Below are 26,441 nucleotides of genomic sequence, written 5' to 3'. Positions count from 1 at the left end.
TGATTGATGGTTAATGTAAATATATGCAGGGATAAGACAGGAATTATTAAAAAGTTTGTCGTAAAAGGACATGCAGGCTATGCAAGAGAAGGCAGGGATATAGTGTGTGCAGCGGTTTCTGCTGTTGCGTATACCGCCGCCGGAGCTCTTGAAGACCTGATTGGTATAAAGGACTTTTTTGAAGAGAGACATGGTTTTTTGACATGCTCCATAGATGTTCATATGTCGCCTGAACTGAAGCATGATGCCGGAATAATTATGGCTGCTGCAGGAATAGGTTTCAAGCAGATAGAACTTGCTTACCCCAAACATGTAAAGGTAATGGATGAGGAGGTGTAATCTCATGTTAAAGATTAATTTACAGCTTTTTGCTCATAAAAAAGGTGTTGGTAGTTCAAGAAACGGCCGTGACAGTGCGGCTAAAAGACTTGGTGTCAAGAGAGCCGACGGTCAGTTCGTTTTGGCCGGTAACATTCTTGTTCGTCAAAGAGGTACAAAGATTCATCCCGGCGTAAACGTAGGGATAGGTTCCGACGATACCTTGTTTGCTCTGAAGGATGGAAAGGTTAAGTTCGCAAGACTTGGCAGAGACAAGAAACAGGTTATGATTGTTGCCGAGTAAAAATTTATCGCATTAAATAAGTTATTAAAGTAGGAAATGTGATATGCATTTTCTACTTTTTTAATGTTTTTTTAAGTGTTGCAAAAAGTTTATTTAAATTTAGTATTCAGTAGTTTCTGAGATTTTTAATACAGGCGCGCATTTTATTTTTAAATATGCCGGTACCGGGGTATAATAAACTCAGTTAAAGAGAAAGCAATTAAGCTTTTCATGGAGGTAATATGTTTATTGACAGCGCTAAAATATATGTTAAGGCCGGCGATGGAGGCAACGGAATGGTATCCTTCCACCGTGAAAAATACATAGCGGCAGGAGGCCCTGACGGCGGTGACGGAGGAAAAGGCGGAGATGTGATATTCCAGGTGGATGAGGGCCTGAATACCCTTATCGACTTCAGATTCAAGAAGCACTTCAAGGCTGAACCCGGCCAGGATGGCGGTCCCTCAAACTGTTCAGGCAAAAACGGCCAGGACATGGTTATTAAGGTTCCATTGGGTACCGTAATCAAGGATGTGGAAACCGACATGATAATTTCAGACCTGGTAAAGCCCAACCAGACATATGTTATAGCCAAGGGCGGACGAGGGGGCAAGGGAAATCAGCATTTTGCCACACCTACAAGGCAGGTGCCCAACTTTGCTAAAAGCGGAAACCCGGGGGAGGAGCGCAATCTCATACTGGAGATGAAGATGATTGCAGACGTGGGACTGCTGGGCTTTCCAAACGTGGGCAAATCTACTATATTGTCAATGGTTTCCGCAGCCAAGCCCAAAATAGCAAACTATCATTTTACCACCCTGGTGCCGAATCTGGGCGTAGTTCAGATAGAGCAGGGCAAGAGTTTTGTAATAGCGGATATACCCGGGCTTATAGAGGGAGCACACCAGGGCGTCGGACTTGGACATGAGTTTTTACGGCATGTGGAAAGAACCAAGCTGCTGGTGCATGTTGTTGACGTATCCGGTATTGAAGGCCGTGACGCCGTTGAGGACTTTGATACAATAAATGCCGAGCTTGAAAGGTATAATGCGGTGCTTGCATCCAGACCGCAGATTGTTGCTGCAAATAAAATGGATATACCCGGTTCGGAAGAAAATTACCTGCGTTTTAAAGAAGAGCTTGAAAAGAGAGGCTACAGGGTGTTTGGCATATCTGCTGCCACAAATAAGGGGCTCAAGGAGCTTATGTATTATGTGTCAGACACTCTCGGTACACTTCCGGACACCATTCTGCTGGATGAAAGCAAGGAGGAAGTGGTTGTTTATACCGCCGGGGAGGAAAAACCCTTCCACATCCGTATTGAAGACGGCGTGTATGTTGTAGAAGGCAACTGGGTAAGAAAGGTTCTGGGCTCTACAAACATGACAAACTATGAATCCCTGCAATATTTCCAGAGAGCCTTGAAAAGAAAAGGCGTTATAGCTGCTCTTGAGGCTATGGGAATAGAAGAGGGAGATACTGTCAGGATACTGGATACGGAGTTTGATTATACAAGATAGAAACCTGGTTTTTTATCAGTGCTTGAAACGGAGGATATATGTTAACAGGAAAGCAAAGAAGCTATCTCAGGTCATTGGCCAACAATCTCCAGCCAATCTTTCAGGTTGGAAAGGGAGGTATTAATGACAATATGATAAAGCAGTTTTCGGAGGCTCTGGAGGCCAGGGAGCTCATAAAGGCTACCGTGCTGAAAAATGCAGAATGTGACGCCAGGCTTGTTGCCGAGGAGCTTGCGGAAGCCACTCAGGCGCAGGTGGTCCAGGTAATCGGAAGCAAGTTTGTTTTGTACAGGGAGTCGGAGAAAAATCCTGTAATAGCTTTGCCGTAAAAATATTGGGAGCAATTATTCAGATTTATACATATTCTGGGAATGAAGCGCTTTTTTGGTGAATATACTATAAGTACTTCTATTTAGTTTATTTCCGGAGGTATGTTATGCAGGAAGGTATTGATTTCAGTGAATATAAATACGAGTATCTGGATAATGAAGACATCAAAAAGATAAATGATAAGGCTCTTTTGCAGAGAGTGAGCAAAACCCACGAATTTTTAAAGCTGTGTGAGATATATCTGCAGAATGTGAAGGATGACTACGGCAAAAAGAAAATAGCCAGCCTTCGTGTGGATATAGTGAGATATCAGATGGATATTCTCATAAAAGAATGCTTTGTTCGCGGCCTGAAACACGGCCTTAAAATAACATGAACAAGTGACCGGCCCGTCACAGAAGAATACCGCCAGCGGTAGTTTTACTGTGACGGGCCGGGTTCGGTTTCTGCGGATGCAAGGTTGGTGTACAGCCGTGTAAATGTATGAATCAGTCTTCTGTCAATTCAGACATTATTTTCTTGTAAAGGGCGGCTGAATTCATGGACCAGTTGTTGCATATGTTCCTGGCGTCATTTCTGCTTCCCACGGTAAGCTTCAAATCAATAAAGGTAAAACTTCCCTCACATATTTTCAGGGTTGTAATGTATTCATTTTCATTTACTGCCACAAAATCCGCTATAACACTTGTCTCATTCTTGATGCGCTTCTTATAGTCGGACAAGGCCTCATCTATCCGGGATTTTGTACCGGCCGGTATCAGGGAGATAAAATAGTCCAGGCCCTGTCTGCCCGCAGCGGAAATCCTGTAGGATTTTTTATCTTCGACATCCAGTCTTTCCAGAAACTTTCCGTCACAAAGCTCGTCCAGGTACTGCTGCAAAAAGATGTAATTCATTAATTTATTTTCAAGTATTACTTTAGTTATAATAAGATTCGAAACCGGGGCTTCCATATTATTTATAATATAGAGTAATATGAGTTTGTTTTCGGCCAGTTCTCTGTTGCTCTCTACGGAATTCATAAAAACCTCCTGAACAGATTGAAAAATAGTAAATATTCAGTATTTCTTTTGTGCTATAATATATTTGCTGCTTTAAAAAATATTGTTTAATTATAACACAGTAGACCATGAGCCGCAACTTATTACCAGCCTTGGGAATAAGTTGCGGCTCATGGGAGTTTTCTTAGTATACATAGGGACATATGGGGACATATGCCGTTACAAATAATGGAGGTTGGAAGTGGACGACAATTTGCATGAAGAAATCAAAACGCTTATAAGCAGCCTGGGAGGTTCCTTTTCAGGCTTTTCCCGCATAGAGGAGTACCTGCCCCTGCAACTGAAACAGTATCCTTACGCCATAACCTTTGGAATAAGGCTTTCGGATGCCATAATAGATGAGATTGAAGACAAACCAACCTTTACGTATTTCAATCACTATCGCTCTGTTAATGCCTTGATTGACCAGATAGCCTTAAGAACGGTTCTGCTGCTCTGTCAAAAGGGCCATAGAGCTTACTCCATAGCAGCATCCCAGAGTATACCCGCCGCACCTGTTCCATTTAGCGGGGTTATTCCCCACAAGACCGGGGCGGTTCAGTCCGGCCTGGGTTGGATAGGAAAAAACGGCTTGTTCATTCATAAGGAATACGGGCCCCGCCTGAGATTGGGAACGGTATTGACCGACCTGGCGCTGCCTTGTGAAAATGAGCTGCTGCAAAGCCGCTGCTCCGCCTGCAACAAATGTGTCAGAGCCTGCCCTGCCTTGGCTTTGACAGGGAATGAATGGCATATGGGGGATGAAAGGGAACAGGTTGTTGATGCAAAAGCCTGTTCGGAGTATATGAACCGGCATTTTAAACATATCGGCCGCGGTTCCGTATGCGGCATTTGTGTTAAAGTGTGCACAGCAGGGCTCGCCGGCAATAAAGGCTGAGCTTGAAGGAGATTTTTAAGAGTAATTTATTAGTAGGACAGGAGGGTATGCCGTGAACCAGAAAGGTCTTGTACACATATATACCGGAGATGGGAAAGGAAAAACCACCGCGGCGGTAGGGCTTGGAATAAGAGCCTGCGGAAACGGAATGAGGGTACTGCTGGTACAGTTCCTGAAAAGCAGGAATACCGGGGAGCTTGAAATATTAAAAAAGCTGGAACCGGGCTTTAAGTTCATGCGGGGTTTTGCCAGCGGGAAATTTTCATGGAACATGACTCCGGCCGAGCTGGAGGAGGCAGCAAGGGAAGCTGCCAGGATGTTCGGCGGGGTAGCTGAAATTGTAAAATCAGGAGAGTATGAGCTTGTAATACTTGATGAGCTGATAGGAGTGGTGGCACTGAACTTTTTATCCGTTGGAACAGTGCTGGAATTAATAAAAAGCAAACCTGAAGGGGTGGAGCTTGTATTGACAGGCAGGAATGCGCCGGAAGTACTGGTGGAAGCCGCTGACTACGTTTCGGAAATAAAAGCCGTCAAGCATCCCTATGAAAGAGGGATAGCCTCCCGCAAAGGAATAGAGTATTAAAGGGCTGAGCTTCATTACTTGCTGCGGTACTTGTGACGGTTGCGGTGACAGCCATAAAAAGGGCAACCGGCAAAGCCGGCTGCCCTGGGGTCCGCTGCTATTTGCGCAGGGTATCCTGGTACATCTTCATATATTCCTTTGCTGATTTGTCCCAGCTAAAGTCAGCTCTCATGCCTCTTTCAACTATCAGCCTCCACACATCCTTGCGATAGTGGTAAAAGTCCACTGCCCTTCTGATGGTATTAAGCATATCGTGCGCATTATAGTTTGCAAAGGTGAACCCGTTGCCTGCACCTGTGCTTTCGTTATAGGAAAGCACAGTATCGTTCAAGCCCCCTGTTTCACGTACGATGGGTACCGAGCCGTACCGGAAGGCAAATAGCTGTCCCAGCCCGCAGGGCTCAAACAGGGACGGCATCAGGAACATATCCGAGCCGGCATAAATCCTTTGTGCCAGGGTATCACTGAAGGCAATATTGGCAGAGACCTTATCCTTGTGCCAGTATGCTGCGTTTTCAAAAACATACTTGTAATGCTCATCACCCTTGCCCAGCAGTACAAGTTGAAGGTCCAGCCCCAGCAGCTCTTCCAGCACGCATTCTATAAGGTCAAAGCCCTTCTGGGAAGTAAGTCTGGAGATGATCCCAATCAAAGGCACCTCCGGCCTCACAGGGAGCCCCAGTTCTGCCTGAAGCTGCTTTTTGTTTTCATACTTCAAGGCTATGCTGTCGGCAGAATAAGGAGTGTATAGCCTTTTATCGGTTTTAGGATCGTTTTTGCCATAGTCAATTCCGTTAAGAATCCCGTAAATGTCTTCCGAACGCTTCAATAATATGTCCTTCAAGCCTTCACCATAAAAATCATTCTTTATTTCCTGCGCATAGGTGGGACTCACCGTGCTGATGGAATCGGAATAAACCAGCCCCGCCTTCATGTAATTGACACAGTTGTGATATTCAATGCCGTCGGGGGAGAAATGCTGCCAGTCCACATTAATTAAGTCCGGAAGCACTTCTTTTGGGAATATTCCCTGATACCTCAGATTGTGGATGGTGAAAACAGTTTTTATTTTATTGTACCAGGAGTCCCGGTTCCGGTAATGGGCCTTCAATAGAAGACTTACTATACCTGTCTGCCAGTCGTTGCAATGTATTATGTCAGGTTTAAAGCCAATGAGAGGAAGCATTTCAAGCAAGGCCTTGCTGAAAAAGGTGAATTGCTCCGCCTCGTCAAAGTCTCCGTACAGTTCATTCCTGCCAAAATAGTACTCGTTGTCCAGAAAATAATATGTCACACCGTCGTGCACCAGCTTGAGGATGCCGCAGTACTGATGCCTCCAGGAAAGATCTGCGTATATATACCCCAAATACTCCATCTGGGTTTTATACTGCTGAGGTATACTTTTATAGTTGGGCATTACAACTCTTATATCTGCGCCAAGCCCGGAGACCGCTTTGGGAAGAGAGCCTGCAACATCACCAAGTCCACCGGTTTTAGCAAAAGGGAATACCTCGGAAGAGGCAAATAAAATACTTATGCTGTTCATTATATAAACCTCCTTAAGCCAGATTGCTGCATAAGCCAAAACGGCTGAAAATATTACAAAATCCTGAGCGGTCAGGTCCTGCCAACCGCTTCCCTGCCTATGGATATGCTCAAGTCTAAGTTTAGCAGAATTTGAAAATTGACACAATAACCTTGCATATCAAGGCATTGAAGTTTGCACCAAAGGGGCGTGGGCCGGGGCAATATTGCCTGAAGACGGGATACCTGCAATTTATAGCCGTTTATGTGCCGGACAAGGCTTAAAGCCTGTAAACCCTGCTGCCGGGCACTTTAAGGAAGAAGCTTGCAATCGGCTGCTTTTTATTTGCAGGTTTGGAACTTACAAAAATAAAAAATAAATAAAAAAATACCCGGCGGATTATATCAATTTCCAGTTAACTGTCGTATAATGGTTTTGTATAGGTAATCTGTGGTAAATATAACATGATGTGCAGATTTATTTATATAACTATTTTGTTAGGAGGTCAGATATATGGATTTAAAGGATTTGTTAAAGAAGAAAAAAAGAACAACTAAAAAACAGACTGCAAAAAATGTTGCTATAGGTGCAGGTATTGGAACCGCTGTTGGCGTGGCAGCAGGAGTTCTTCTGGCTCCTAAGTCCGGTAAGGAAACCAGGGAAGATCTTGCCAAGACAACCAAGGAAACCCTTGAAACCGTAAAAGAGGGCTTAAGCGTTGCAAAGGAAAAGATAGAGGAAATAGTTAAAAAGGAAAAGGCTTTTATCTGCGGTGAAAGTAAGGAAGACGAGGAAGCGGCTGAGGAATAAGCTGCCTTATAAATAAGCACGGGCTGTACTAGCTGCGAGACAGGTAGGACAAAAAGCTTAAAATACGAAAGGAAGTTGTGTATGTCTGTTACTTTGGACCTTAGTGTTTTGGCATGGTTTATTATTTTTTGTATCGCCGTTGTTATTGGAGTGTTTTTAATAATTCTCCTGAGAAATTGTCTTAAGGTTGTAGACAAGGTAAATAAAATACTTGACAGCAATTCTGAAAGTATTGAAAAAACTCTTGAGGTACTGCCGTCAACTGTAAAAAGTATTGATGAGCTTGCTGTAAGTGCAAAAGGTACTTTGGATATGGCTACATCAGTTGTTTCTACAGTTGAAGATACAGTTGCCGAGACCATAGATTCATTTTCATTTAACGCCGAAAACGTACTTAGCATTATAAATGTGGCCAGCTCGGTAGTTAAATCAATAATCAGTGCATTTTCATCGAAAAAATAGTGTAGTTCCAAATCGAGAGAGGAAATGTTAAAAACAGGCGTTAAGGGTCATATTGCATTCGGATGGTTATTGTGCAGGAGGATCTGTTGAAATGTCTGTTTTAGCAGTTCCTTTTTTGTTTCTCAAAAAGTTACCTCGCATCAAGCCTTTCCTTTGGCTTCTGCTTTCAGAAAGCTGTCCTTTGTGCCAGTTTACAGGTTTCATATTATTGTTTACGAAACCATTCTATTATTGTAATAAGAGTGCTTGTATGATATCATTTACTTACACGATCCTGCCAACAAAAGACAAATTTTTTACATGGAATGGCAAATTGTCATTCAATTAAAAACTAAAATACGATTTGGGGTGAAATACTGTGGATGGAAATGTTAGACTGAGTGCTACAGTAATAAGCTGTATGGGAAATGCTGCCGAAAAGGATGATTTTTATTTTAACGGCAATTTTTCCAATTGTCATAATACGCAAAGTATACAATTTTCCTTTGAAAAAGCGGCAAATAACTACATATTTGCCATATCGGATTCCCTGGGCCTTGAAAGCAGTGAGTCCGATGGGATTTCAGCTATCAGGGAAATAAAGAAATACCATGAGAGCGCAAAGCTCCAGCAGTTTTCTCTGGAAACTGTTTCGGAAAGAATATATGAAGCTGTCCAATTATCCAGTAATCTGATATATAGCAAATCTGTCATAGCAAGCCAAAGTCCTTCGAGACTGACGGGATTTTCCTCTCTTATCATAGATAATAACAGGGCAGCCATAATGAATCTTGGCAACAACGGTGCATTTTTGTTCAGGCAGGGAGAGCAGAAGGAGCTTTTTGGAAGGAATTACGGACGGAAGTCAGAGAAGCTTAAAAGCCTTGGAATAACACCGACAGGTCCGGATTTTTATAACGATACCGAAAAGATACTGAAGCTTGCGGAAGAGGAGTCGAAAACCAAAATAAAGCTGTCTCCGAGCTTTGAACTGGAAGAGGAGGATGTGATCATCCTTTGCAGCGACGGGCTGCTGAACGGTGTGAGCAAAGGCCGGCTGGAGGCCATATCGGATTCGGGCTTTGAGCCTTCAAAAATGGCCAGTGTCCTGTATCATGAGGCGTTAAAAAACGGGTTGGATGACGGTATTACAGTCATGGTCATAAAGGTAGAGGAAATCAGAAGCCTTGCGTTCGGCTACGGCAGCAGGAAGGCCAATTATTCCGAATATGACAATGAGCCCGAGGCTGAAGAGGAGGAAGAACGCTCCGGAAGCAGCATTGTAAATTACATATTGGGTTTTGTATGTGTACTGGTTATATCGGGTGTTTTATTCATGGGGTATCTGATTTTTACAAACAGTGATATTTTCGGTTCGGACAAAGATAATACCGCACAGGGCAGCACAGCCACCGGAAGCTCGTATGACAGCTCAGGACCGGAGCAAAGTGACAATACTGCTTCAGATGCTTCGGACGCAGAGGAAACCAGCGGAATAACCCAGGAGGATTCACAGGGGAGCGGTCAGGGAGATGGACAGGAGCCAGGTAAGAACAGCAGTTCAGCCTCAAATAGTTCGTCAGACGGTAAGGGTTCTCAGGGGAATCAGCAGAGCAGCTCCGGTAATAGTTCAGGTAACAGCAGCCAAACTGACGGCAATCAAAACGGAAATACCGAATATGATATATATGTGGTCAAGTCAGGGGATACGCTGAGTGCCATCAGCAACAAGTTCTACGGAAATATGAACAAATACAATATAATCATGGAATATAACGGTATAAAGAAGGATAACAGCTTGTATGTGGGGCAGGAGCTTAAAATACCAAAGCTGAAATAGCCTGAATATATATTATATATGTAAGTTCAAAGCAGCTTTATATTAAGCTGCTTTTATTTTTATTGACGTGCGACCCGGTTCCAGCCAAAAATTATATGAAATATTGTATAAAATATGGAACACTTGAAAGGTAAGCTGCGTCTAAAAGAATGTTGGCAAGATTTAACTGAGATTTGAAAATTTATTAAAAACAAGGGGTGGTCTGAATTGAAAAAAATTATTTCAATGCTGCTGGTAATTACACTATTGGTTACATTTATATCTCCGGTTGCGGCAAGCAGCTCTGCAACTTCGGACAAGGGACTTGAAAATGCCATTAAGGCCGTTAAGGAAAAAATAACTATTCCTGCTGATTACAACAAGTTTAATTACAGTATCTACAATCAAAGCGGCACTGCTCTCTGGAACCTGGGCTGGAGCAATGAAGAGTCTCAGAAATACATAAATGTAACAGTTGACGAGAATGGTTTTATTTCCAACTATTCCTCATATCAATATAATTCAAATTATGATAAGAAAATTCCCAAGTATTCAAAAAGCCAGGGCAGGGAGATAGCTGAAAAGTTTGTTCAAAAGCTGGATTCGAAGCTTCTTCAGGAATTCAGGTACGTTGAGGATACCAACTACTCACAGGAAAGGGATTATTACTTTAATTACGAAAGGCAGGTTAATGGAATACTTTTCCCCGGAAACAGAATAACCGTCAGCGTAAATAACTATACCGGAGCGGTAACAAACTTCAATTGCAACTATTCAAAGGATATGAAGTTTGAGTCTTCAGACAAAATAATCACATTGGAACAGGCTAAGCAGGCCTTTATCCAGAAGCTTGGTTTAAAACTGGTATACAATATCAGGTCTGCAGATGATAAATCGGTCTCCTACCTTGCATACGTGCCAAAGGATTCAAGCAAGTACATTGATGCAATTACCGGAAATGTTGAAAAGCTTCCCAACCAATACGGAATTTATACTGCAAATTCCACAATGGCGAAAGAGGCTGCGGCTGATGTTGCAGGAGGTGCTGCTATAATACTGACCCCGGAGGAACAGGATGCGGTCAAGGGAATGGCAGGCCTTTTGGGCAAGGAAGAACTTGACAATAAGATAAGAGGTATCAGCCAGTTCAAGCTGGATAGCGGCTTCACCCTTATCAGTGCCGAACTCAGAAAAGACTGGAGAAACAAGGATTCTTTCATCTGGTATCTGCGCTATTCCAAGGTTTTAAACAAGGAGACAAAGGAAACAAGAGAGCTGTCGGTGTCGGTGGACGCAAAATCAGGGGAATTCATTGATTTCTGGACAAATTACAGTTCTCCCGAAGGAACAAAACCACAGAAGTCAAAAGATGAGGCACAAAAGCTAAGCGATGAATTTGTAAAGAGCCTGATGCCTTCATATTTTTCAAATACCAGACTGGACGATACCTATTATACTTATGATGAAAAGCAAAATGAACAGTATAATTTCAGGTATGTAAGAATAGAAAATGGCCTGGAATGCCCTGCTGACTTTGTAACCGTTTCCTATGACAACCTCAGCGGAAACATAAACGGTTTTAATATCCACTGGACAAAGGAACTTAAATTTGATGATCCTAAAAAGGCAATAGCTGTAGAAAAGGCATATGAGGTGCTCTTTGACAACAGCAAGCTGGGTTTTGGCATAGAATATGTCAGCCAGTATTCTGAGAAGACCGCTTATATTGATATTGTTCCTGCTCAAGCTGAGGCAGTTGAAGCGGTGCTGGGCTATTTCATTGAAAGCAGCAAGCCTTGCATCATAAGTGCCGAAACCGGGGATATCCTCAATTATTCAGGAACTGTATACAAGGACGGCAATATTTCAGACTATACCGATATTAAAGGACTGTACGCAGAAAATCAGGTAAAGATACTTACACAGTTATCCATCAGATATTTTGAAAATGAACTCAAAGCCAATGACCAGTTGCTGCAGAAGGATTATCTGATTCTCCTGTGCAAGCTCAATGACACGTATTACTTTGATTCCAGTATAGATAAGGAAAAAGCCGTTGAAAAGATGTATGCCAATCTTATTAATGCGGGCATAATCTCAAAGGCTGAAAAAAATCCTGCGTCAGCTCTGACCAGGGAAGAAGCAGCAAAGTTCTTTGTCAAATTCCTCGGCCTGAGTAAGGTGGCTGAATTAAAAGGGATTTACAAATCGGATTTCAAGGATGCAGGAAAGATAAGCCCAGAGCTTCTGGGATACGTATGCATAGCATCAGGCTTCAAGGCTATGAACGGCAGCAATGGCAATTTCAATCCGAAAAACAAGATGACAAGACTGGAGGGACTGCTCTCCATATACAGTTACCTGGCTGGCAAATAGAGGTAAGCGGATTATAAACAAAAGATAGACAAAAAAAAGGGGGACTGACGTAAGTCAGTCCCTTAAATAATAGGGATTTATCAAAAAATAGATATAAGCTTAATTAAATGTATTAATACACAAGTTTATTGTATAATTATACGCCATTAAAAAAGAATTATCAATACATTATTTTAATAATTTATCATAATAAACTGATAATATGATAAATTATTACATGGATAAATTGAAATCCGACACTGAATGGTGAAAAAGGATATTTATATTTGACTATATATTGAGATAAAGGTTAAAATTAAATATACAATAAATTTTTTGGAGGTAGATGGATGCTTACACATGTGGTATTTTTCAAATTAAAGGATAAAAGCAAGGAAACACTGGATAAAGTAAAGAAGGACCTGCTTGCCCTGAAGGATCAGATTCCCTTAATCAGGTCAATTGAGGTTGGAATAGATATATTGCATGCCGAAAGATCCTTTGATGTTGTGCTGTATTCAAAGTTCGATTCCTTGGAAGATATGAAGTCATATCAGGTTCACCCTGCTCATGTGAAATTTGGAGAGTATATTAATACTGTAAAAGAAACAATATATGCAGTTGATTTTGAAGACTGAGGTTACTAAATACAAAAGACAAACTTTGGGGATGGAGACTATGAAAAGAATATATGCAATGTTTTTGGCACTGACAGTTATGCTGGCTGCTTTTACAGGCTGTTCGAGCAATATTTATACAGGCAAGGCCACCGCCGGAGACTCTGCCGGCACGCAGGCTGTGGCCTCGGCTACGGCAGCAGATACGGCATCGGCTACCGCATCTGATACGGCAGGACAGTCCTCACAGACCGCCGGCACATCTGAAAACTCGCAAGCCGCACAGGCTTCAGAGACAAAAGAGGTAGACGTTATAGACTACTCAAAGGTGAAGCCCAACGAAAGCGGCCAAATTATGGTTGTAATGTTTCACAATTTTGTTGAAGCATATCCAAAGGGAAACAATGAATACACTACTACCTTTGATGAATTTGAGAAGCTGCTGCCTGATTTGTATGACAGGAAATACAGGCTGGTCAGCTTAACTGATATGCTGAACAACAATATTAATGTACCTGCAGGCTGTATTCCCATGGTTTTTACTTTTGATGACGGCACCTCGGGACAGTTCAATTTAATTGAAAAAGACGGCAAGCTGGTTATAAATCCAAAATCCGCAGTGGGCATACTGGAGGAATTCAATAAGAAGCACCCTGATTTCGGAATGAAGGGCACATTCTATGTGAACCTTGGGGTAAGTACCTTCCAGGGTTCGGGAAATATGGCGGACAGGCTGAGCTATCTTGTGGACAAGGGCTTTGAAATCGGCAATCATACTAAAACCCACGTATCTTTGCCTGAGGTGAAAACCGTTCAGAAAATGCTGGAAGAGGTCGGAGGCAATCAGGTTCTTATGAATGAGATAATTCCGGGCTATTCCTTTAATTCCTTTTCGCTGCCTTTTGGAAATGCATCTAAAAACCTGAAGGAGTATGTTATAAAGGGAAGTTACCAGGGTGTGGATTACAAGCATTCTGCAATAGTGCTGGTGGGAGCAAACCCCGCACCTTCACCGGTTTCCTCCAAGTTTAACCCCTTGGCGCTCCCCAGAGTCAGGTCCACCGGGCAAAAAAAGGTGGAATGTGACCTGGATTGGTGGCTGAAAACTCTGGAAAAGGGCAGCTCACAGTATATAAGCGACGGAAACCCCGATACGGTTACCGTGCCGCAAACCAGGCAAAATAATGTGGATATGTCAAAGTTGAATGGAAAGCAGTTGGTTACTTACTAGAGCCATACGAAAATAATACAGCCCCGTTAGAGGTCAGTTATACTGGCGTCTGGCGGGGTTTTTCCCTGTACGTGAAATATACTTGGGCTATAAATTCTGATTTTTTCAGGGCAGGTATATTTATACGTATATTTAGAGGAAGGAATGTTTACAATAAGCTTGGGAATATTATATAATAAATGTAAATTAATGGATACATATTTGTGTTATAGCATTTGTACAGTTTGTGTTAAAAATTGAAAGGGAGATGGAGCGGATATGAGTCAAAGGCAGATTAAAAAAATACAAACCGATACCGATGTCAAAAGGAAAGCTACTAAACAGGTAGTTGCTCATATAAAAAAGAAAATAACTTCCGAATATGTAGGCAGTGAACATTTGAAAGAGTGGCTGTCTGAAATAGAAGATATTTTGGCGAAGGATGAGTTTGAAATAAAAGATTATATCCATGCCAGAAAAAGCCTCAACGACATAATTGAGAGAACGCTGGATGAAGAAATGCGGTTTAAGCTGAGGGACTCATGGTACAGCCTGGGCAAGGCCCTGGAGAAAAAGGCCAAAATTAATTGATTTGCTTTATGGGGGGCAATATATGTTCTGGAGACAAAATAAAAAAGAGGATAAGAGCAATGATATTCTTGAGAAGATAAAAAGTGAACTGGAGCTTCAGTTGGGAAACAGGGGAGTGACGGTGTCTGGAATCAAAATGCAGTTAAACCCAGGCAACATATCTCTGAGAATTTATATAGACGGAAGTAAAAGACTGGCATAGAAAAGAATTTCAACAATTGGTTAACAGATTAACAGGGCTTTGGCTCTGTTTTTTATTTTTCGTGACATTCCTCGCCTGAGAGTGGTAAATATCCTGTATAAAGTGAGCATTGTTATCTTGTAGACTTCATTTCCAAGATATATAATAAACAACATAAAATTTCAATTAAGACTTGGGAAGCTGGTATGTGTATAGCATTCTGCGTCAGAAAAAAGTGCAATTATTGAATGCGTATTTGATTTACAATTTTTAAAACATGCATGTTGCTGGTTGTGAAATTTTGATTAGTTAAATTTTATGAAGGGGGGGTTAAAATGAATATAAAAATTTTTCACGTTGGGGGAGCTTGCTTCGTGCTTGATGTGGACGAAAAAATAAAGATAGCCTGTGATCCTTTTTTGAAGCCTGAGGGAACTGAATATAATTTTAAGTCATTTAAAAGTAAAAGGGTAAAACCTCCAATCTATGATGATTCAGTTTTCACTGATATAAAGGTCTGGATGATTACCCATGGGCATGCAGATCATATAGATGAGGTTGGTGTCTCAAAAATACAGGAAGATTCTGTGGTTATTGCCTGTAAAAATGCCGTGGACATCCTGTCCGGTAAAAGGTTATCCAGTCTCTGGGTATTGGATTGGAATGATACAAGAGAAATGAATATTGGGCAATATAAAGTAAGTATCAGGGTCATACCTGCTTTCCACGGGAATAGTCTTATAACCAGGACCCTGGTTGGAAAGGTAAACGGATATTATATTACAATATCATATGGAAATGAAAAGAAAACCATATATGTTACCTCTGATACAGTTTACCATGGTAAGGTTCTGAAACCACTTGAAAAAGAAAAGATAGACATTCTTATTGCAAATCTGGGAGAGGTCCGTAAGGATATGAATGGCGGACCTTTAACCATGTCGGTTCCCATGCTGAAGCAAATGGTGAATAAAATAAGTCCAAGGGTAGTTGTTCCCATACATTATGATGACTTTACACATTATGAAACATCAAAGGATGAAATTGAGAGCCAGGGGTTAAAAGTATTCAATCAGGGTGAATGGATATCTTTGCTGTAGAACAACTCTGCCTTGTTTCAGTGCCAAGCAGCTTTCTGATGACCTCGATATTTTATTTAATCTATATTTCCCTGACCGCCGGCAGTGCTCCGGTTTTAATGATTTTATTTTCACTTATAATCGGAATGATTATTCCTGTATTCATATAAGCCCGGATACCGGTAAATAATTATGCTGGCGGATTACAGGAAATGGACCATGCAGCCCTTGAGCTTAACACCCATATACGGATAAAAAGAGAGATAGCTGACTGCCAGCTATCTCTTTCAAATATTTATTCTTCCTTAACTTACTCCAACGAAGCCAGGTATTCCCTGCCCTCCTGTACAGCCTTCAGAACTGTTTCAGCAGCGGGCCCGCCTGGCAGGCTTCTGCCCGAAACACATTTCTCAAGGCTTATTTCGGTGTAGACATCTTCCTGTATCTTGTCTGAAAAGCTTTTGAATTCCTCCATGGTCATTTCATCAATGGCCTTATTTTTATCAATACAGTACAGCACCATTTTACCTATGATTTCATGGGCGCTTCTGAAGGGAATTCCCTTTTTAACAAGATAATCCGCAATGTCGGTGGCATTTGTAAAACCTCCCTGGGCAGCCTTATACATATTGGCTTTCCGGAGCTTCATGGTTGCCAGCATGCTTGAAAAGACGGGAAGGCACATTTTAACCGTGTCCACTGCGTCAAATATGGCTTCCTTGTCTTCCTGCATATCCTTGTTGTACGCCAGCGGCAGCGATTTCATGACGGTAAGCAGCGTCATAAGACTGCCATATACACGTCCTGTCTTACCACGGGCCAGTTCTGCCACATCGGGATTCTTCTTCTGGGGCATGATGCTGCTGCCTGTGCTGTAGGCATCGTCCAGTTCCACAAAGCCAAACTCGTGGGAAGACCATAAAATAATTTCTTCACTGAGCCTGCTTACATGCATCATAAGTATGGACAGGCAGGAGGCCAGCTCGATGGCAAAATCCCTGTCGCTGACCGCATCAAGGCTGTTCCTGGTCACATCGCTGAAGCCCAGTTCGGCGGCAACCATATGCCTGTCAAGGGGGTAAGTGGTACCTGCCAGGGCCCCCGAACCCAACGGCAGCATATTCATTCTGGAATAGCAGTCACTTAGCCTTGAATAATCCCGTCTGAACATCTCAAAATAAGCCATCATATGATGGGCGAAGGTTATTGGCTGTGCCCTCTGCAGGTGGGTATAGCCGGGAAGGATTGTTGCGGTATTTTCTTCGGATATCTTTAAGATATTCTTTTTAAGGGCAATAAGCATCCGGCTTATTGCAGTTATTTCATCTCTGAGATACATTCTGATATCCAATGCAACCTGGTCGTTCCTGCTTCTGCCGGTATGCAGCTTCTTTCCGGTATCTCCGATTCTGGAGATAAGGATTTTTTCCACATTCATATGAATATCTTCGGCATCCACTTCAAACTCTATTTTACCGTCTTCAATATCCTTGAGGATATCCCTCAGGGTATTTTGTATAAGCGTACTTTCTTCAATAGAAATAATGCCGCATTTCCCCAGCATATTTGAATGGGCTATGCTTCCCAGAATATCCTGCCTGTACATACGGCAGTCAAATCTTATGGAGGAATTGAAATCATCCACAAGCTTGTCCGTTCCTTTTTCAAATCTTCCGCCCCAAAGTTTCATAAAAACACCTCAATCTATCATTTATTATATGGCTGATATTTTACCGGATAAGGGGACAGTCCCTTTCGGATTGTCCCCTTAAAATGAAAATAATATTTAAAGTATCTGCAATTATTTCTGTTCCTTGTTCTGCAGGTTTTGAAGCATCTGTGCCCTGACCTTGAGAGGAAGCCCGAAAAGGTTTATAAAGCCTTCGGCATCCTTCTGGTTGTATACTTCGTCCTTGCTGAAGGTGGCAATTGCTTCACTGTACAAGGAGTACTCCGATTTAGCACCTGCAGGCATGCAATTGCCCTTGTAAAGCTTCATTCTCACAGTACCTGTTACGGTTTCCTGGGTCTTGTCAACAAATGCTGACAGGGATTCACGAAGAGGTGTGTACCATTGTCCGAAATAAACCAGCTCGGCAAATCTTTGAGCAACTATGTCCTTGTAATGCAAGGTGTCCCTGTCGAGACAAAGCAGTTCCAATTCCCTGTGAGCGGCATAGAGCACCGTTCCGCCGGGGGTTTCATAAACTCCTCTGGATTTCATACCCACAAGCCTGTTTTCTACCATGTCGATAATGCCAACACCGTTTGCACCTGCCAGCTTGTTGAGTACATCCATCAATTCTATGGGGCTGTATTCAACTCCGTTAACCTTTTTTGGTATGCCCTGCTCAAAATATATTTCAACATAGGTTGGAGCATCCGGAGCCTTCTCAGGAGAAACCATCAGCTTGAGCAATTTGTCGTACTGGGGTTCGTTCCAGGGATCTTCCAGGTCGGAGCCTTCATGGCTGAGATGCCAGAGGTTCCTGTCCATGCTGTAGTTGTCCTTCTTGGTTACGGGTATGGGAATATTTCTTGCCTCCGCGTAGTCTATGGCATCTTCTCTTGATTTAATGTCCCAGATTCTCCAGGGAGCGATTATTTTAAGGTGAGGGGCAAGAGCCTTCACAGTCAGTTCAAATCGTACCTGGTCGTTTCCTTTTCCGGTAGCACCGTGGCAAATGGCGGTACAGCCTTCCTTCAACGCTATCTCCACCATTCTTTTCGCTATGATTGGTCTTGCAAAGGAGGTTCCCAGCAGGTATTTTCCTTCATAAACCGCATTAGCCTTCAAGGTGGGATAAATAAAGTCTGTTATGAATTCTTCCTGCAAATTTTCTATGTAAAGCTTGGAAGCACCTGTCTTTATAGCCTTTTCATGCAAGGGCTCCAGTTCTTCGCCCTGTCCCACGTCTCCGGCCATTGCAATAACTTCATAGCCATAGTTCTCTTTAAGCCATGGAATAATTATCGAGGTATCAAGTCCGCCGGAATATGCCAATAAAACCTTTTCTTTTTGAGTACTCATTTCTACCACCCTTTCCGCTGCTATGCAGCAATGCAAAATAAAATAAAAGCCGTTCACGGGTCAAGCCGACACCCTTTCCTCTGATTGGACCCAGCATGACACAAATATAGAAATAAAAAAAACAACCAATGAAAATTATGCTAAAATATATTATAAATATCATTGTGGAATATATCAATCCTAAGCTGGCACTGATATTAAAAACCATAGACGTATTATATATCATTATGCATAAATATGCAATATGTTATATATTTATACATAATAAAAGTTTGTCGTTTTTTTGAGAAATACCTTGAACTGAACGCGCCGCCTTTCCGGCTCACCACAGGCGGCGCGTGTATACATAATTCCTGTGGGCGGAAAGGCTAAAACAAATGATAATAATGGGTATAGACCCCGGATTTGCAATTACAGGCTTCGGTATTGTAAAATATGAAGGGAACAAATTTTCGGTTCTGGATTACGGAGCAGTTACTACAGAGGCGTCTATGAAGCTGTCTCAAAGGCTTTTGGTGCTTAACAACAGACTTGAGGAATTAATCCAGAAGTACAAGCCTGATGCAGTGGCTATTGAAGAATTGTTTTTTAACAAAAATATTAAGACAGCGCTTACGGTGGGTCATGGCAGGGGTGTAGCCGTATTGGCGGCAGCCAGGTCCGGAGTTGACATATTTGAGTATACCCCTTTGCAGGTTAAACAGTCTGTGGCAGGTTACGGCAGGGCTGAAAAGGCGCAGATACAACAGATGGTAAAAGCCCTTTTGAATTTAAAAGTCATTCCCAAGCCCGATGACGTTGCCGATGCACTTGCCGTGGCCATATGTCACGGAAATTCGCACAGGATGGGCGCAATACTTGGAAATAAGGCATATTAACCGGATTTTTTAAATTAACGGAGGTTTGCATGTTTGCATACATAAAGGGAACCCTGGAAGCCAGGAGCAATGACAGCATCATCGTAGAAGCCGGAGGCATAGGCTATAGGATATTTACCGCCCTGTCAACAATAAACAGCGTGGGACAGTTGTCCTCACAGGTCAAAATATATACACACTATTACGTCAGAGAGGATATTGCCGTTCTTTACGGGTTTCACACCCTGGAAGAGCTGGGGATGTTTGATATGCTCATTTCCGTGTCGGGGGTGGGCCCTAAGGCAGCAATATCCATGATTTCAACGCTGTCGCCCTCAAGGTTTGCCCTGGCGGTGGTGGCACAGGACACAAAGTCCCTGTCCAAGGCTCCGGGGATTGGCCCCAAAATGGCTCAGCGCATTATTCTGGAGCTGAAGGACAAGATATCAAAGGAACAGCTAACAGCTGGCAGTCAGCAGGAGGCAGGACCTGTGCTGCCGGACGGAAGCCAGTCAGCGGCCACCGAGGCAGTAAGTGCTCTTATGGTTTTAGGCTACAGCTCCTTTGAGGCGTCAGGTGCCGTGAACAAGGCGTACCGGGAGGGTATGGGAGTTGAAGAACTCATCATGCTGTCGTTGAAGTCGCTTTCAAAATAGCTTAGATTGACTGCGGCAAAACCGGTTTAAAAGCACGATTTCCTGAAATGTGAAGGCTTTGAAACGCAATTGACTTTAGTAAGCAGTTTTGTGCAGTACTTTTAAATAAACTTGTTGTGCTGAACCTGTGAGCAACCCAGAGAGGTAAGTTTGTACGGAAGTACCGATTAAGTAATATTTCAGGTTCATATACTGACACTTATTTCAAATTTTACGGAGGGTAGCGTGAAAGATATATGTGGTAAGTCAAAGTGGATTTCACGCAGCGAAAGCCACTGCGTGCCTTTCATTACTATTTGTGTACGCGCTATGCGCGTAGATGGGAGATAATATGTCCGAGGAAAGATTGATAGACGGTGAATCGCGGGTGGATGATTTTGATGAAGTCAGCCTGCGGCCCAAGAGGCTTGAAGAATATGTAGGCCAATCCAAGGTAAAAAACAACCTGAATATATTCATCGAGGCGGCCAGAAAAAGGAATGAGGCGCTGGACCATGTTTTGCTTTACGGCCCTCCGGGCCTGGGAAAAACCACGCTTGCAAGTATTATCTCCGCCGAGATGGGAGTCAACTTGAGAATTACCTCCGGCCCTGCCATAGAAAAAGCAGGGGACCTGGCTGCTATTCTCACCAACCTTGGAACACATGATGTGCTCTTTATTGACGAAATCCACAGGCTGAACAGAAGTGTCGAGGAAATACTGTATCCAGCCATGGAGGATTACGCTCTTGACATTATCATTGGAAAGGGCCCAAGTGCCCGCTCCATCAGGCTTGACCTTCCAAAATTCACGCTGATAGGGGCCACCACCAGGGCAGGTCTGCTCACGGCTCCTCTCCGGGACAGGTTTGGGGTGATAAACAAGCTGGAAATGTACACGGCTCAGGAACTGAAGCAGATAGTAAAGCGTTCTGCCGGAATACTTGATATTGAACTTCAGGAGGACGGTGCCTATGAAATTGCCAGGCGCTCCAGAGGTACACCCAGAATTGCCAACAGGCTGCTCAAAAGAGTACGGGATTTTGCACAGGTGGTGGGAAGAGGCGTTATAGACCTGAAGGTGGCAAGGCATGCTCTGGATGCTCTGGAAGTGGATGAAATAGGCCTGGACGGTGTGGACAGGAACATGCTGCTGAGCATAATAAACAAATTCAGCGGCGGACCGGTGGGCCTTGACACCCTGGCGGCCTCCATCGGTGAGGACCCCGGTACAATCGAGGATGTTTACGAGCCATATCTGATACAGCTTGGGTTTATTAATAAGACACCCAGAGGAAGGATGGCTACCAAAAATGCATACAGCCACTTCGGACTTGAATTTGAAGGCTGAAAAGCTTCAAATATATTATATGCCATACGTGTTAAATACCAATTTGAAGGGAGAATGCCATGAAACTGCTGTTGCATATGTGCTGCGGGCCCTGTTCCACATATCCCCTTCAGGAACTGCTGAAGGAAGACTTTGAAATCCAGGGTCTTTTTTATAACCCCAATATACATCCCATTGAAGAACATGTGAGAAGGAAGGAAAATGTGGAAAAGCTGAGCAGTATCACCGGCCTTCCCGTGATTTACAGCGAGGATTTCAGGCAGCAGGAATGGGAAAACCTTGAGGATAAAGGAACCTCCAGATGCAGAAGGTGCTATGACCTCAGAATGGAGGAGGCGGCACGCTATGCTGCTGAAAACGGGTTTGACGCCTTTACCACCTCACTGCTGGTAAGCCCGTATCAGAAGCATGAATTGATAAGGGAACTGTGTGAGGTCTATGCTCAAAAGTACCGGATAGACTTTATATACCGGGATTTCAGGCCAGGCTTCAGACAGGGACAGCAGATGGCAAAGGAAATGGGTCTGTACCGTCAGAAGTATTGTGGCTGTATACTATCTGTAAATGGTTAATATTACAAAGTTTATACAAAACAATTACATTTTTTTTAAAACTCCCGAAATAAATGCCAGGTTTAGCCAAACAATAGTATAATTAATACTAGTACAACATCCGGTAAATCCTGGCACATAATTTGGGTATATTTTTTTGAGCTACATCGCTGTCGAAAAGAACAACATTGTTGTTCCTGATTGGAATAAACCAATTATTCCGAACTCCTCCGCCTTGTATTTCCCAAAAATCTCCTCCAAATTTATGCACCCTATTTATGGAAGGGTTGTACTAGTGGCCTGTAACATCTGAATTCATGCATTGCCGGCAGTTAATATAAGTTACAGACCACCAGAGGCACTGCTAATGACAAAATATTACAAATGATTTGACGGGGTGACAAATGAAAAAAAAATCGGGCTTATACAAATTTATTACTGGTATGATTTTGTTCTGTGTTTTTATGATAGTACAAAACACAGTATTTGCAGCACAAAGCTTGACATTGAATTATGACGGCAAAACGGTTAAATATTCTGATGCTGCATACAAAATAAACATAAACGGCAAAGAGATAAAAACCGACCTTCCGGGCATAGTATTGAATAAAACCGTTATGTTCCCACTGAGAGCTGTCTTTGAAGGGCTTGGGGGTACGGTGGTATGGAATGCAAAAACTCAAATAATGGACATTACATATAAGGGAGTCAAATATCAGTTCCTGAATAACAGCTCCAATGCTAAAATAAACGGTAAGGCTATAAAGATGTCGGCACCTGCCAAAAAGATAAACGAAAGGCTTATAGTGCCTGTGGATTTTATGAAGAATATCAAGGGGCTGGCTGCTTCTGCTGACGCCAAAGCAAATATCATAAGCATTTCAACAGATTATGTGGGTTCCGTGAAGGAAATCAGCAGTACAAACGTGGGAGAAAAGACAGTGGTTACCCTGACCATGGATAATCATAAAGGCTATGTATATTCCCGTCTGACTAACCCTGACAGGATTGTAGTTGATTTTAAAAATATAAAGGCGGCTCCCAGAGAGATACAGGCAGTATCAAGCAGAATCAGCGGCATAAGCGTTTCAGCCGTGACGGAGGCTTCCGTCAGAATCACAATAAATCTGAATGAAATGGCTAATTTTACAGTGTCCGATATACAGGACGGCTGTAAAATAACTATTGAGAAGCCTGTAAATGTAAACCTTTCATATGAAAACAGTTTTGACAGGGTTTATTTTTCACTTAAGGGCATCAAGCTGGCAGAAATAAAAGAGGCCAACAATAAGAGCTATATTGCCGAGAAGTATAAGCATGAGTATGACAAGGAGAATCTTAAATACACCATAACAATTGCATCCCAGGCGGCAGTAAGTCTTAAGGACGATATATACCACATAAACGACGACAGGGTAAGTACGGTTGAAATATGCAGGGATAAGGAAACACAGGATACAAAGATTATAATCAATGCCAAGCAGGATTTTGTATATCTTACTTCTTATAATGACAAACGGATGCAGAGTGAAATAAACTTGCTGACACCGGCAAAAGAGGATGAAATGCTTGTAGTTATTGATGCAGGCCATGGGGGACAGGACCCGGGCGCAAATAACGGAAAAATACTGGAGAAGGATATAAACCTGGATATAGCTCTCAAGCTGGAAGCCCAGTTGAAGAAAAACAATGTGAAAACTTTTATGCTGCGGCAGGATGATACCTTTGTAGGACTTTATGACAGACCCTATATTGCCAATGCCTTAAATGCCACTTTATTTGTAAGCATCCACAACAATGCAATAGACAGCGCGAAAGTCAGCGGCACAGAGACCCTTTATTATCCCGAGGCCAAGGGAGATACCAAATTTACTGGTGAGAAATTTGCAAAGCTGGTTCAGGATTCCCTGATGAATAAGCTCAAGTCGGTAAACAGAAAAACTGTGGAAAGACCGGGGCTGGTTGTACTGAAATATACAAAAATGCCGGCTGTGCTTGCAGAAGTGGGTTTTGTAACCAATGCCGCAGAGGTGAAAAAGCTGATTGACCCTGCTTACCAGCAAATGACTGCCGAGGCCTTGAACGATGCCATATTAAAAGCACTTGACACCATAAAGTCAGAAAAGAAAGTTGTAGACAAATTGGAAGATGAAAAAACCCCCGAGCCTGATACAAATACCGAAGTACCCGAAGGAGATGCCGAGCAGCAGCCGGAATAGAGACAGCTTCAGGCAGGAACCTTCAAAAAGTTTGCAGGCCATAAGTATCAAAGCTTACGGGAAATAATAAAAATATAAAATATAGTCTATAATTATTTTATGGAAATTTTTTCTAAAATAAGGAGGACTATTTTTTATGAAAAGAATTTTGTGCTTGGTCTTGATAATCATGCTTTTGACTACAGGCTGCTCTTTTATCGGACAAAAAAGTTCAGACGATGATGAACCTATAATACCGGTAGCTGTTGACTCGGCAGGTGACCGGAATGTGCTCTCCGATTCTACCCCGGCTGCCATAGCGTCAAACAACAATACGGACAGCGAGGCCGCAGGCAACTCCACAGTTTCAGGCTCTTCCATAAGTATGGAAGCGGGGGATGTATACAGCAATAATCTGCCGGTGGATAATGGCACCGGAAAAGGAGTATCGTCCATTACAGGTGACAAGGACAGCATATTGGTAACCTTATATTATAGAGATAAAGCTGGAATTCTGATTCCTGTCACAAGAAAAGTGGCAAAACAGGAGGGCATTGCAAAAGCGGCAGTAGGCGGACTGGTTGACGAGGCTGTGACCAGGGAGCAGTTGGATTATTACGGACTGTATCCGGTGTTGCCCCAGGGAACGAAAATCAAGGGCATGACCATTAAAAATGGCAGTGCAGTAATTGATTTCTCAAAAGAATTTCTGAACCTGACAGGCAGGGATGCCGAGCAATTGGCCGTAGCTTCAGTGGTATACACTCTGACAGGCTTTAAAAACATAGCTGATGTAAGTATCAGGGTGGAGGGGAAAACCGTAAGCACGCTTGAAAACGGCACAGAGCTGTCCGGTATGAGAAACAGGGGGAACACCTTTATCAACTCAAGTGATGCTGAACTGAAAGACGGATATATAAAATGTGACCTTTATTACATGACCACAAGCAATGACCAGTATAATTATATCGTTCCGGTTTCAACACAACTGCAGAATGCAGATGAAAATCAACTGCCGGCTGTCATGTTTGCAGAATTGAGCAAGAAGCCAAGTGGAAACAGGTTTTTTACCTCAGTACCGGAGGGGACCAGATTGCTGTCCTGCAGCATGCAGGAGGATTTGGCCGTGCTGGATTTCTCTTCCCAGCTCACAAACTACGGCGGAAATGAAAAAGAGGATGGGCTGCTGAATCAGATTTATTATACAGTCAATCAGCTAAAGGGTATTGCCAAGGCCAAGATATTGGTTGACGGAAAAGCAGCTACCTTGCCGGAAGGCTCTGAAATAGCTTTTGCCAAAAGTCTTCCAAATACCTATAATCCAGTGATGGATAAGTAGCTTGAATTTTAGTTACAATATACAAAACAGATAAGTTTTTATCTTTTTATTTATCTAAATACGCTGATGATTTTTGAAGAATTTTAAGATATTATTAAGTCGATTACAATCTTTAAACAGATAGTAATCGACTTTCGGATTTAAAGATGGAGGTATTATGCTGAGGCAGGACGGTAGGACACATTCGCAGCTCAGACCTGTTAAAATAACAAGAAACTATATAAAGCATGCAGAAGGCTCAGTACTCATTGAGGTTGGAGATACAAAGGTAATATGTACTGCATCGGTTGAGGAAAGGACACCTCCTTTTAAAAAGGATTCCGGAGAGGGCTGGATAACAGCAGAATATTCCATGCTTCCCAGAGCCACGGGAGTCAGAAACCAAAGGGATATTTCCAAGCTGAAGCTTAACGGCAGGGCTCAGGAGATTCAGAGGCTTATAGGCCGTTCGCTGAGGACCATAGTAGATTTAAAGCTGCTGGGAGAAAGAACCATAACCATTGATTGCGATGTTATACAGGCGGACGGAGGCACAAGAACTGCATCTATAACCGGAGGATATGTGGCTTTGGTAGATGCTTGCCGGAAACTGAGGGATAACGGCTTGATAGCAAAAATGCCGGTAACTGGCTTTGTTGCCGCAACCAGTGTGGGTGTGGCAGCGGGACAGGAGCTTCTGGACCTGTGCTATACAGAAGACAGCTCGGCAGAGGTGGACATGAATGTAGTCATGTCGGACAAGGCTGAATTTATTGAGATTCAGGCTACCGGTGAAAAAAGCAGCTTTGGCAAAAGCCAGCTTGATCTATTGCTTATCCTGGCGCAGAAAGGTATCGAGCAGCTTATACAAATACAGAAAAAGGCACTGGAGTAAAA

General features: G+C 42.8%; 27 protein-coding genes. 23 read left to right on the top strand and 4 right to left on the bottom strand.

Annotation, left to right across the window (positions count from 1 at the left end; translation table 11 throughout):
- Positions 1-6 precede the first annotated feature (6 nt).
- From CLHUN_RS15240 to CLHUN_RS15220, 5 genes are all read left to right on the top strand, one after another.
- Entirely contained in the window at positions 7-339 is a 333-nt protein-coding gene (locus CLHUN_RS15240) for a ribosomal-processing cysteine protease Prp (RefSeq protein ID WP_080065486.1), read from the top strand.
- A gap of 4 nt (positions 340-343) precedes the next feature.
- Positions 344-622 carry a 50S ribosomal protein L27 gene (gene rpmA / locus CLHUN_RS15235; RefSeq protein ID WP_004629598.1) on the top strand — a complete coding sequence of 93 codons (279 nt, stop codon included), beginning with the start codon at positions 344-346 and terminating at the stop codon, positions 620-622.
- Positions 623-843: 221 nt separating this feature from the next.
- Positions 844-2,121 carry a GTPase ObgE gene (gene obgE / locus CLHUN_RS15230; protein ID WP_080065485.1) on the top strand — a complete coding sequence of 426 codons (1,278 nt, stop codon included), beginning with the start codon at positions 844-846 and terminating at the stop codon, positions 2,119-2,121.
- Positions 2,122-2,159: 38 nt separating this feature from the next.
- Positions 2,160-2,450 carry a ribosome assembly RNA-binding protein YhbY gene (yhbY, locus tag CLHUN_RS15225; RefSeq protein WP_080065484.1) on the top strand — a complete coding sequence of 97 codons (291 nt, stop codon included), beginning with the start codon at positions 2,160-2,162 and terminating at the stop codon, positions 2,448-2,450.
- 107 nt (positions 2,451-2,557) lie between these two features.
- Entirely contained in the window at positions 2,558-2,827 is a 270-nt protein-coding gene (locus tag CLHUN_RS15220; protein ID WP_080065483.1) for a hypothetical protein, read from the top strand.
- Between the two features lie 112 nt (positions 2,828-2,939).
- Here the strand turns inward: CLHUN_RS15220 and CLHUN_RS15215 are convergent, their stop codons facing one another.
- Positions 2,940-3,473, bottom strand: a complete 534-nt coding sequence (locus CLHUN_RS15215; RefSeq protein ID WP_080065482.1) for a DUF4364 family protein — start codon at positions 3,471-3,473, stop codon at positions 2,940-2,942.
- Between the two features lie 220 nt (positions 3,474-3,693).
- Between CLHUN_RS15215 and CLHUN_RS15210 the strand changes: the two genes are divergently transcribed.
- Positions 3,694-4,389, top strand: coding sequence for a 4Fe-4S double cluster binding domain-containing protein (locus CLHUN_RS15210; protein ID WP_080065481.1), 696 nt, complete (start codon positions 3,694-3,696; stop codon positions 4,387-4,389).
- Positions 4,390-4,441: 52 nt separating this feature from the next.
- The gene (cobO, locus tag CLHUN_RS15205) at positions 4,442-4,975 is read left to right on the top strand and encodes a cob(I)yrinic acid a,c-diamide adenosyltransferase (RefSeq protein WP_080065480.1); all 534 of its coding nucleotides are present in this window, start codon (positions 4,442-4,444) and stop codon (positions 4,973-4,975) included.
- A 97-nt stretch (positions 4,976-5,072) separates the two neighbouring features.
- On the opposite strand, the gene glgA is transcribed toward cobO, so the two are convergent.
- The gene (gene glgA, locus CLHUN_RS15200; protein WP_080065512.1) at positions 5,073-6,521 is read right to left on the bottom strand and encodes a glycogen synthase GlgA; all 1,449 of its coding nucleotides are present in this window, start codon (positions 6,519-6,521) and stop codon (positions 5,073-5,075) included.
- A 492-nt stretch (positions 6,522-7,013) separates the two neighbouring features.
- Between glgA and CLHUN_RS15195 the strand changes: the two genes are divergently transcribed.
- The 9 genes from CLHUN_RS15195 (at position 7,014) to CLHUN_RS15150 (ending at position 15,624) form a co-directional block, all read left to right on the top strand.
- A complete protein-coding gene (locus CLHUN_RS15195) occupies positions 7,014-7,310 on the top strand; it encodes a YtxH domain-containing protein (RefSeq protein WP_080065479.1) in 297 nt (98 codons plus the stop codon).
- 81 nt (positions 7,311-7,391) lie between these two features.
- Positions 7,392-7,772: a hypothetical protein gene (locus CLHUN_RS15190; RefSeq protein ID WP_080065478.1), complete on the top strand. Its 381-nt coding sequence runs from the start codon at positions 7,392-7,394 to the stop codon at positions 7,770-7,772.
- Between the two features lie 358 nt (positions 7,773-8,130).
- On the top strand, positions 8,131-9,591 hold the full coding sequence (locus CLHUN_RS15180; RefSeq protein ID WP_165755770.1) for a LysM peptidoglycan-binding domain-containing protein: 1,461 nt from the start codon (positions 8,131-8,133) through the stop codon (positions 9,589-9,591).
- A gap of 207 nt (positions 9,592-9,798) precedes the next feature.
- Entirely contained in the window at positions 9,799-11,946 is a 2,148-nt protein-coding gene (locus CLHUN_RS15175) for a YcdB/YcdC domain-containing protein (RefSeq protein ID WP_080065476.1), read from the top strand.
- A 329-nt stretch (positions 11,947-12,275) separates the two neighbouring features.
- Positions 12,276-12,563, top strand: coding sequence for a Dabb family protein (locus CLHUN_RS15170; RefSeq protein WP_080065475.1), 288 nt, complete (start codon positions 12,276-12,278; stop codon positions 12,561-12,563).
- 40 nt (positions 12,564-12,603) lie between these two features.
- Positions 12,604-13,773, top strand: a complete 1,170-nt coding sequence (locus CLHUN_RS15165; RefSeq protein ID WP_080065474.1) for a polysaccharide deacetylase family protein — start codon at positions 12,604-12,606, stop codon at positions 13,771-13,773.
- A 258-nt stretch (positions 13,774-14,031) separates the two neighbouring features.
- Complete coding sequence (locus CLHUN_RS15160; RefSeq protein ID WP_080065473.1) at positions 14,032-14,343, top strand: hypothetical protein; 312 nt, start codon at positions 14,032-14,034, stop codon at positions 14,341-14,343.
- A gap of 22 nt (positions 14,344-14,365) precedes the next feature.
- On the top strand, positions 14,366-14,545 hold the full coding sequence (locus CLHUN_RS15155; RefSeq protein WP_080065472.1) for a hypothetical protein: 180 nt from the start codon (positions 14,366-14,368) through the stop codon (positions 14,543-14,545).
- Positions 14,546-14,859: 314 nt separating this feature from the next.
- Positions 14,860-15,624 (top strand): MBL fold metallo-hydrolase, encoded by a 765-nt coding sequence (locus CLHUN_RS15150; RefSeq protein ID WP_080065471.1) that lies wholly within the window; start codon positions 14,860-14,862, stop codon positions 15,622-15,624.
- Between the two features lie 289 nt (positions 15,625-15,913).
- On the opposite strand, the gene argH is transcribed toward CLHUN_RS15150, so the two are convergent.
- Together argH and CLHUN_RS15140 are read right to left on the bottom strand one after the other, a co-directional pair.
- A complete protein-coding gene (gene argH / locus CLHUN_RS15145; RefSeq protein ID WP_080065470.1) occupies positions 15,914-17,293 on the bottom strand; it encodes an argininosuccinate lyase in 1,380 nt (459 codons plus the stop codon).
- 111 nt (positions 17,294-17,404) lie between these two features.
- Positions 17,405-18,634, bottom strand: coding sequence for an argininosuccinate synthase (locus CLHUN_RS15140; RefSeq protein ID WP_080065469.1), 1,230 nt, complete (start codon positions 18,632-18,634; stop codon positions 17,405-17,407).
- A gap of 377 nt (positions 18,635-19,011) precedes the next feature.
- Here CLHUN_RS15140 and ruvC point away from each other — a divergent pair, with 377 nt between their 5' ends.
- The 7 genes from ruvC (at position 19,012) to rph (ending at position 26,439) form a co-directional block, all read left to right on the top strand.
- Positions 19,012-19,512: a crossover junction endodeoxyribonuclease RuvC gene (ruvC, locus tag CLHUN_RS15135; protein ID WP_080065468.1), complete on the top strand. Its 501-nt coding sequence runs from the start codon at positions 19,012-19,014 to the stop codon at positions 19,510-19,512.
- A gap of 29 nt (positions 19,513-19,541) precedes the next feature.
- Positions 19,542-20,147: a Holliday junction branch migration protein RuvA gene (gene ruvA, locus CLHUN_RS15130; RefSeq protein WP_080065467.1), complete on the top strand. Its 606-nt coding sequence runs from the start codon at positions 19,542-19,544 to the stop codon at positions 20,145-20,147.
- Positions 20,148-20,478: 331 nt separating this feature from the next.
- Positions 20,479-21,477 (top strand): Holliday junction branch migration DNA helicase RuvB, encoded by a 999-nt coding sequence (gene ruvB / locus CLHUN_RS15125; protein WP_278247549.1) that lies wholly within the window; start codon positions 20,479-20,481, stop codon positions 21,475-21,477.
- Positions 21,478-21,536: 59 nt separating this feature from the next.
- Complete coding sequence (locus tag CLHUN_RS15120; protein ID WP_080065465.1) at positions 21,537-22,049, top strand: epoxyqueuosine reductase QueH; 513 nt, start codon at positions 21,537-21,539, stop codon at positions 22,047-22,049.
- 383 nt (positions 22,050-22,432) lie between these two features.
- Entirely contained in the window at positions 22,433-24,247 is a 1,815-nt protein-coding gene (locus CLHUN_RS15115) for an N-acetylmuramoyl-L-alanine amidase (protein WP_080065464.1), read from the top strand.
- Positions 24,248-24,383: 136 nt separating this feature from the next.
- Positions 24,384-25,565, top strand: coding sequence for a GerMN domain-containing protein (locus CLHUN_RS15110; RefSeq protein ID WP_080065463.1), 1,182 nt, complete (start codon positions 24,384-24,386; stop codon positions 25,563-25,565).
- A gap of 157 nt (positions 25,566-25,722) precedes the next feature.
- A complete protein-coding gene (rph, locus tag CLHUN_RS15105; protein ID WP_080065462.1) occupies positions 25,723-26,439 on the top strand; it encodes a ribonuclease PH in 717 nt (238 codons plus the stop codon).
- Positions 26,440-26,441 lie beyond the last annotated feature (2 nt).

The organism is Ruminiclostridium hungatei (genome assembly GCF_002051585.1).
Taxonomy (GTDB): Bacteria; Bacillota; Clostridia; order Acetivibrionales; family DSM-1351; genus Ruminiclostridium; species Ruminiclostridium hungatei.
Note: the sequence above shows the minus strand (reverse complement) of the source record. Positions and strands in the feature narration are given on the sequence as shown.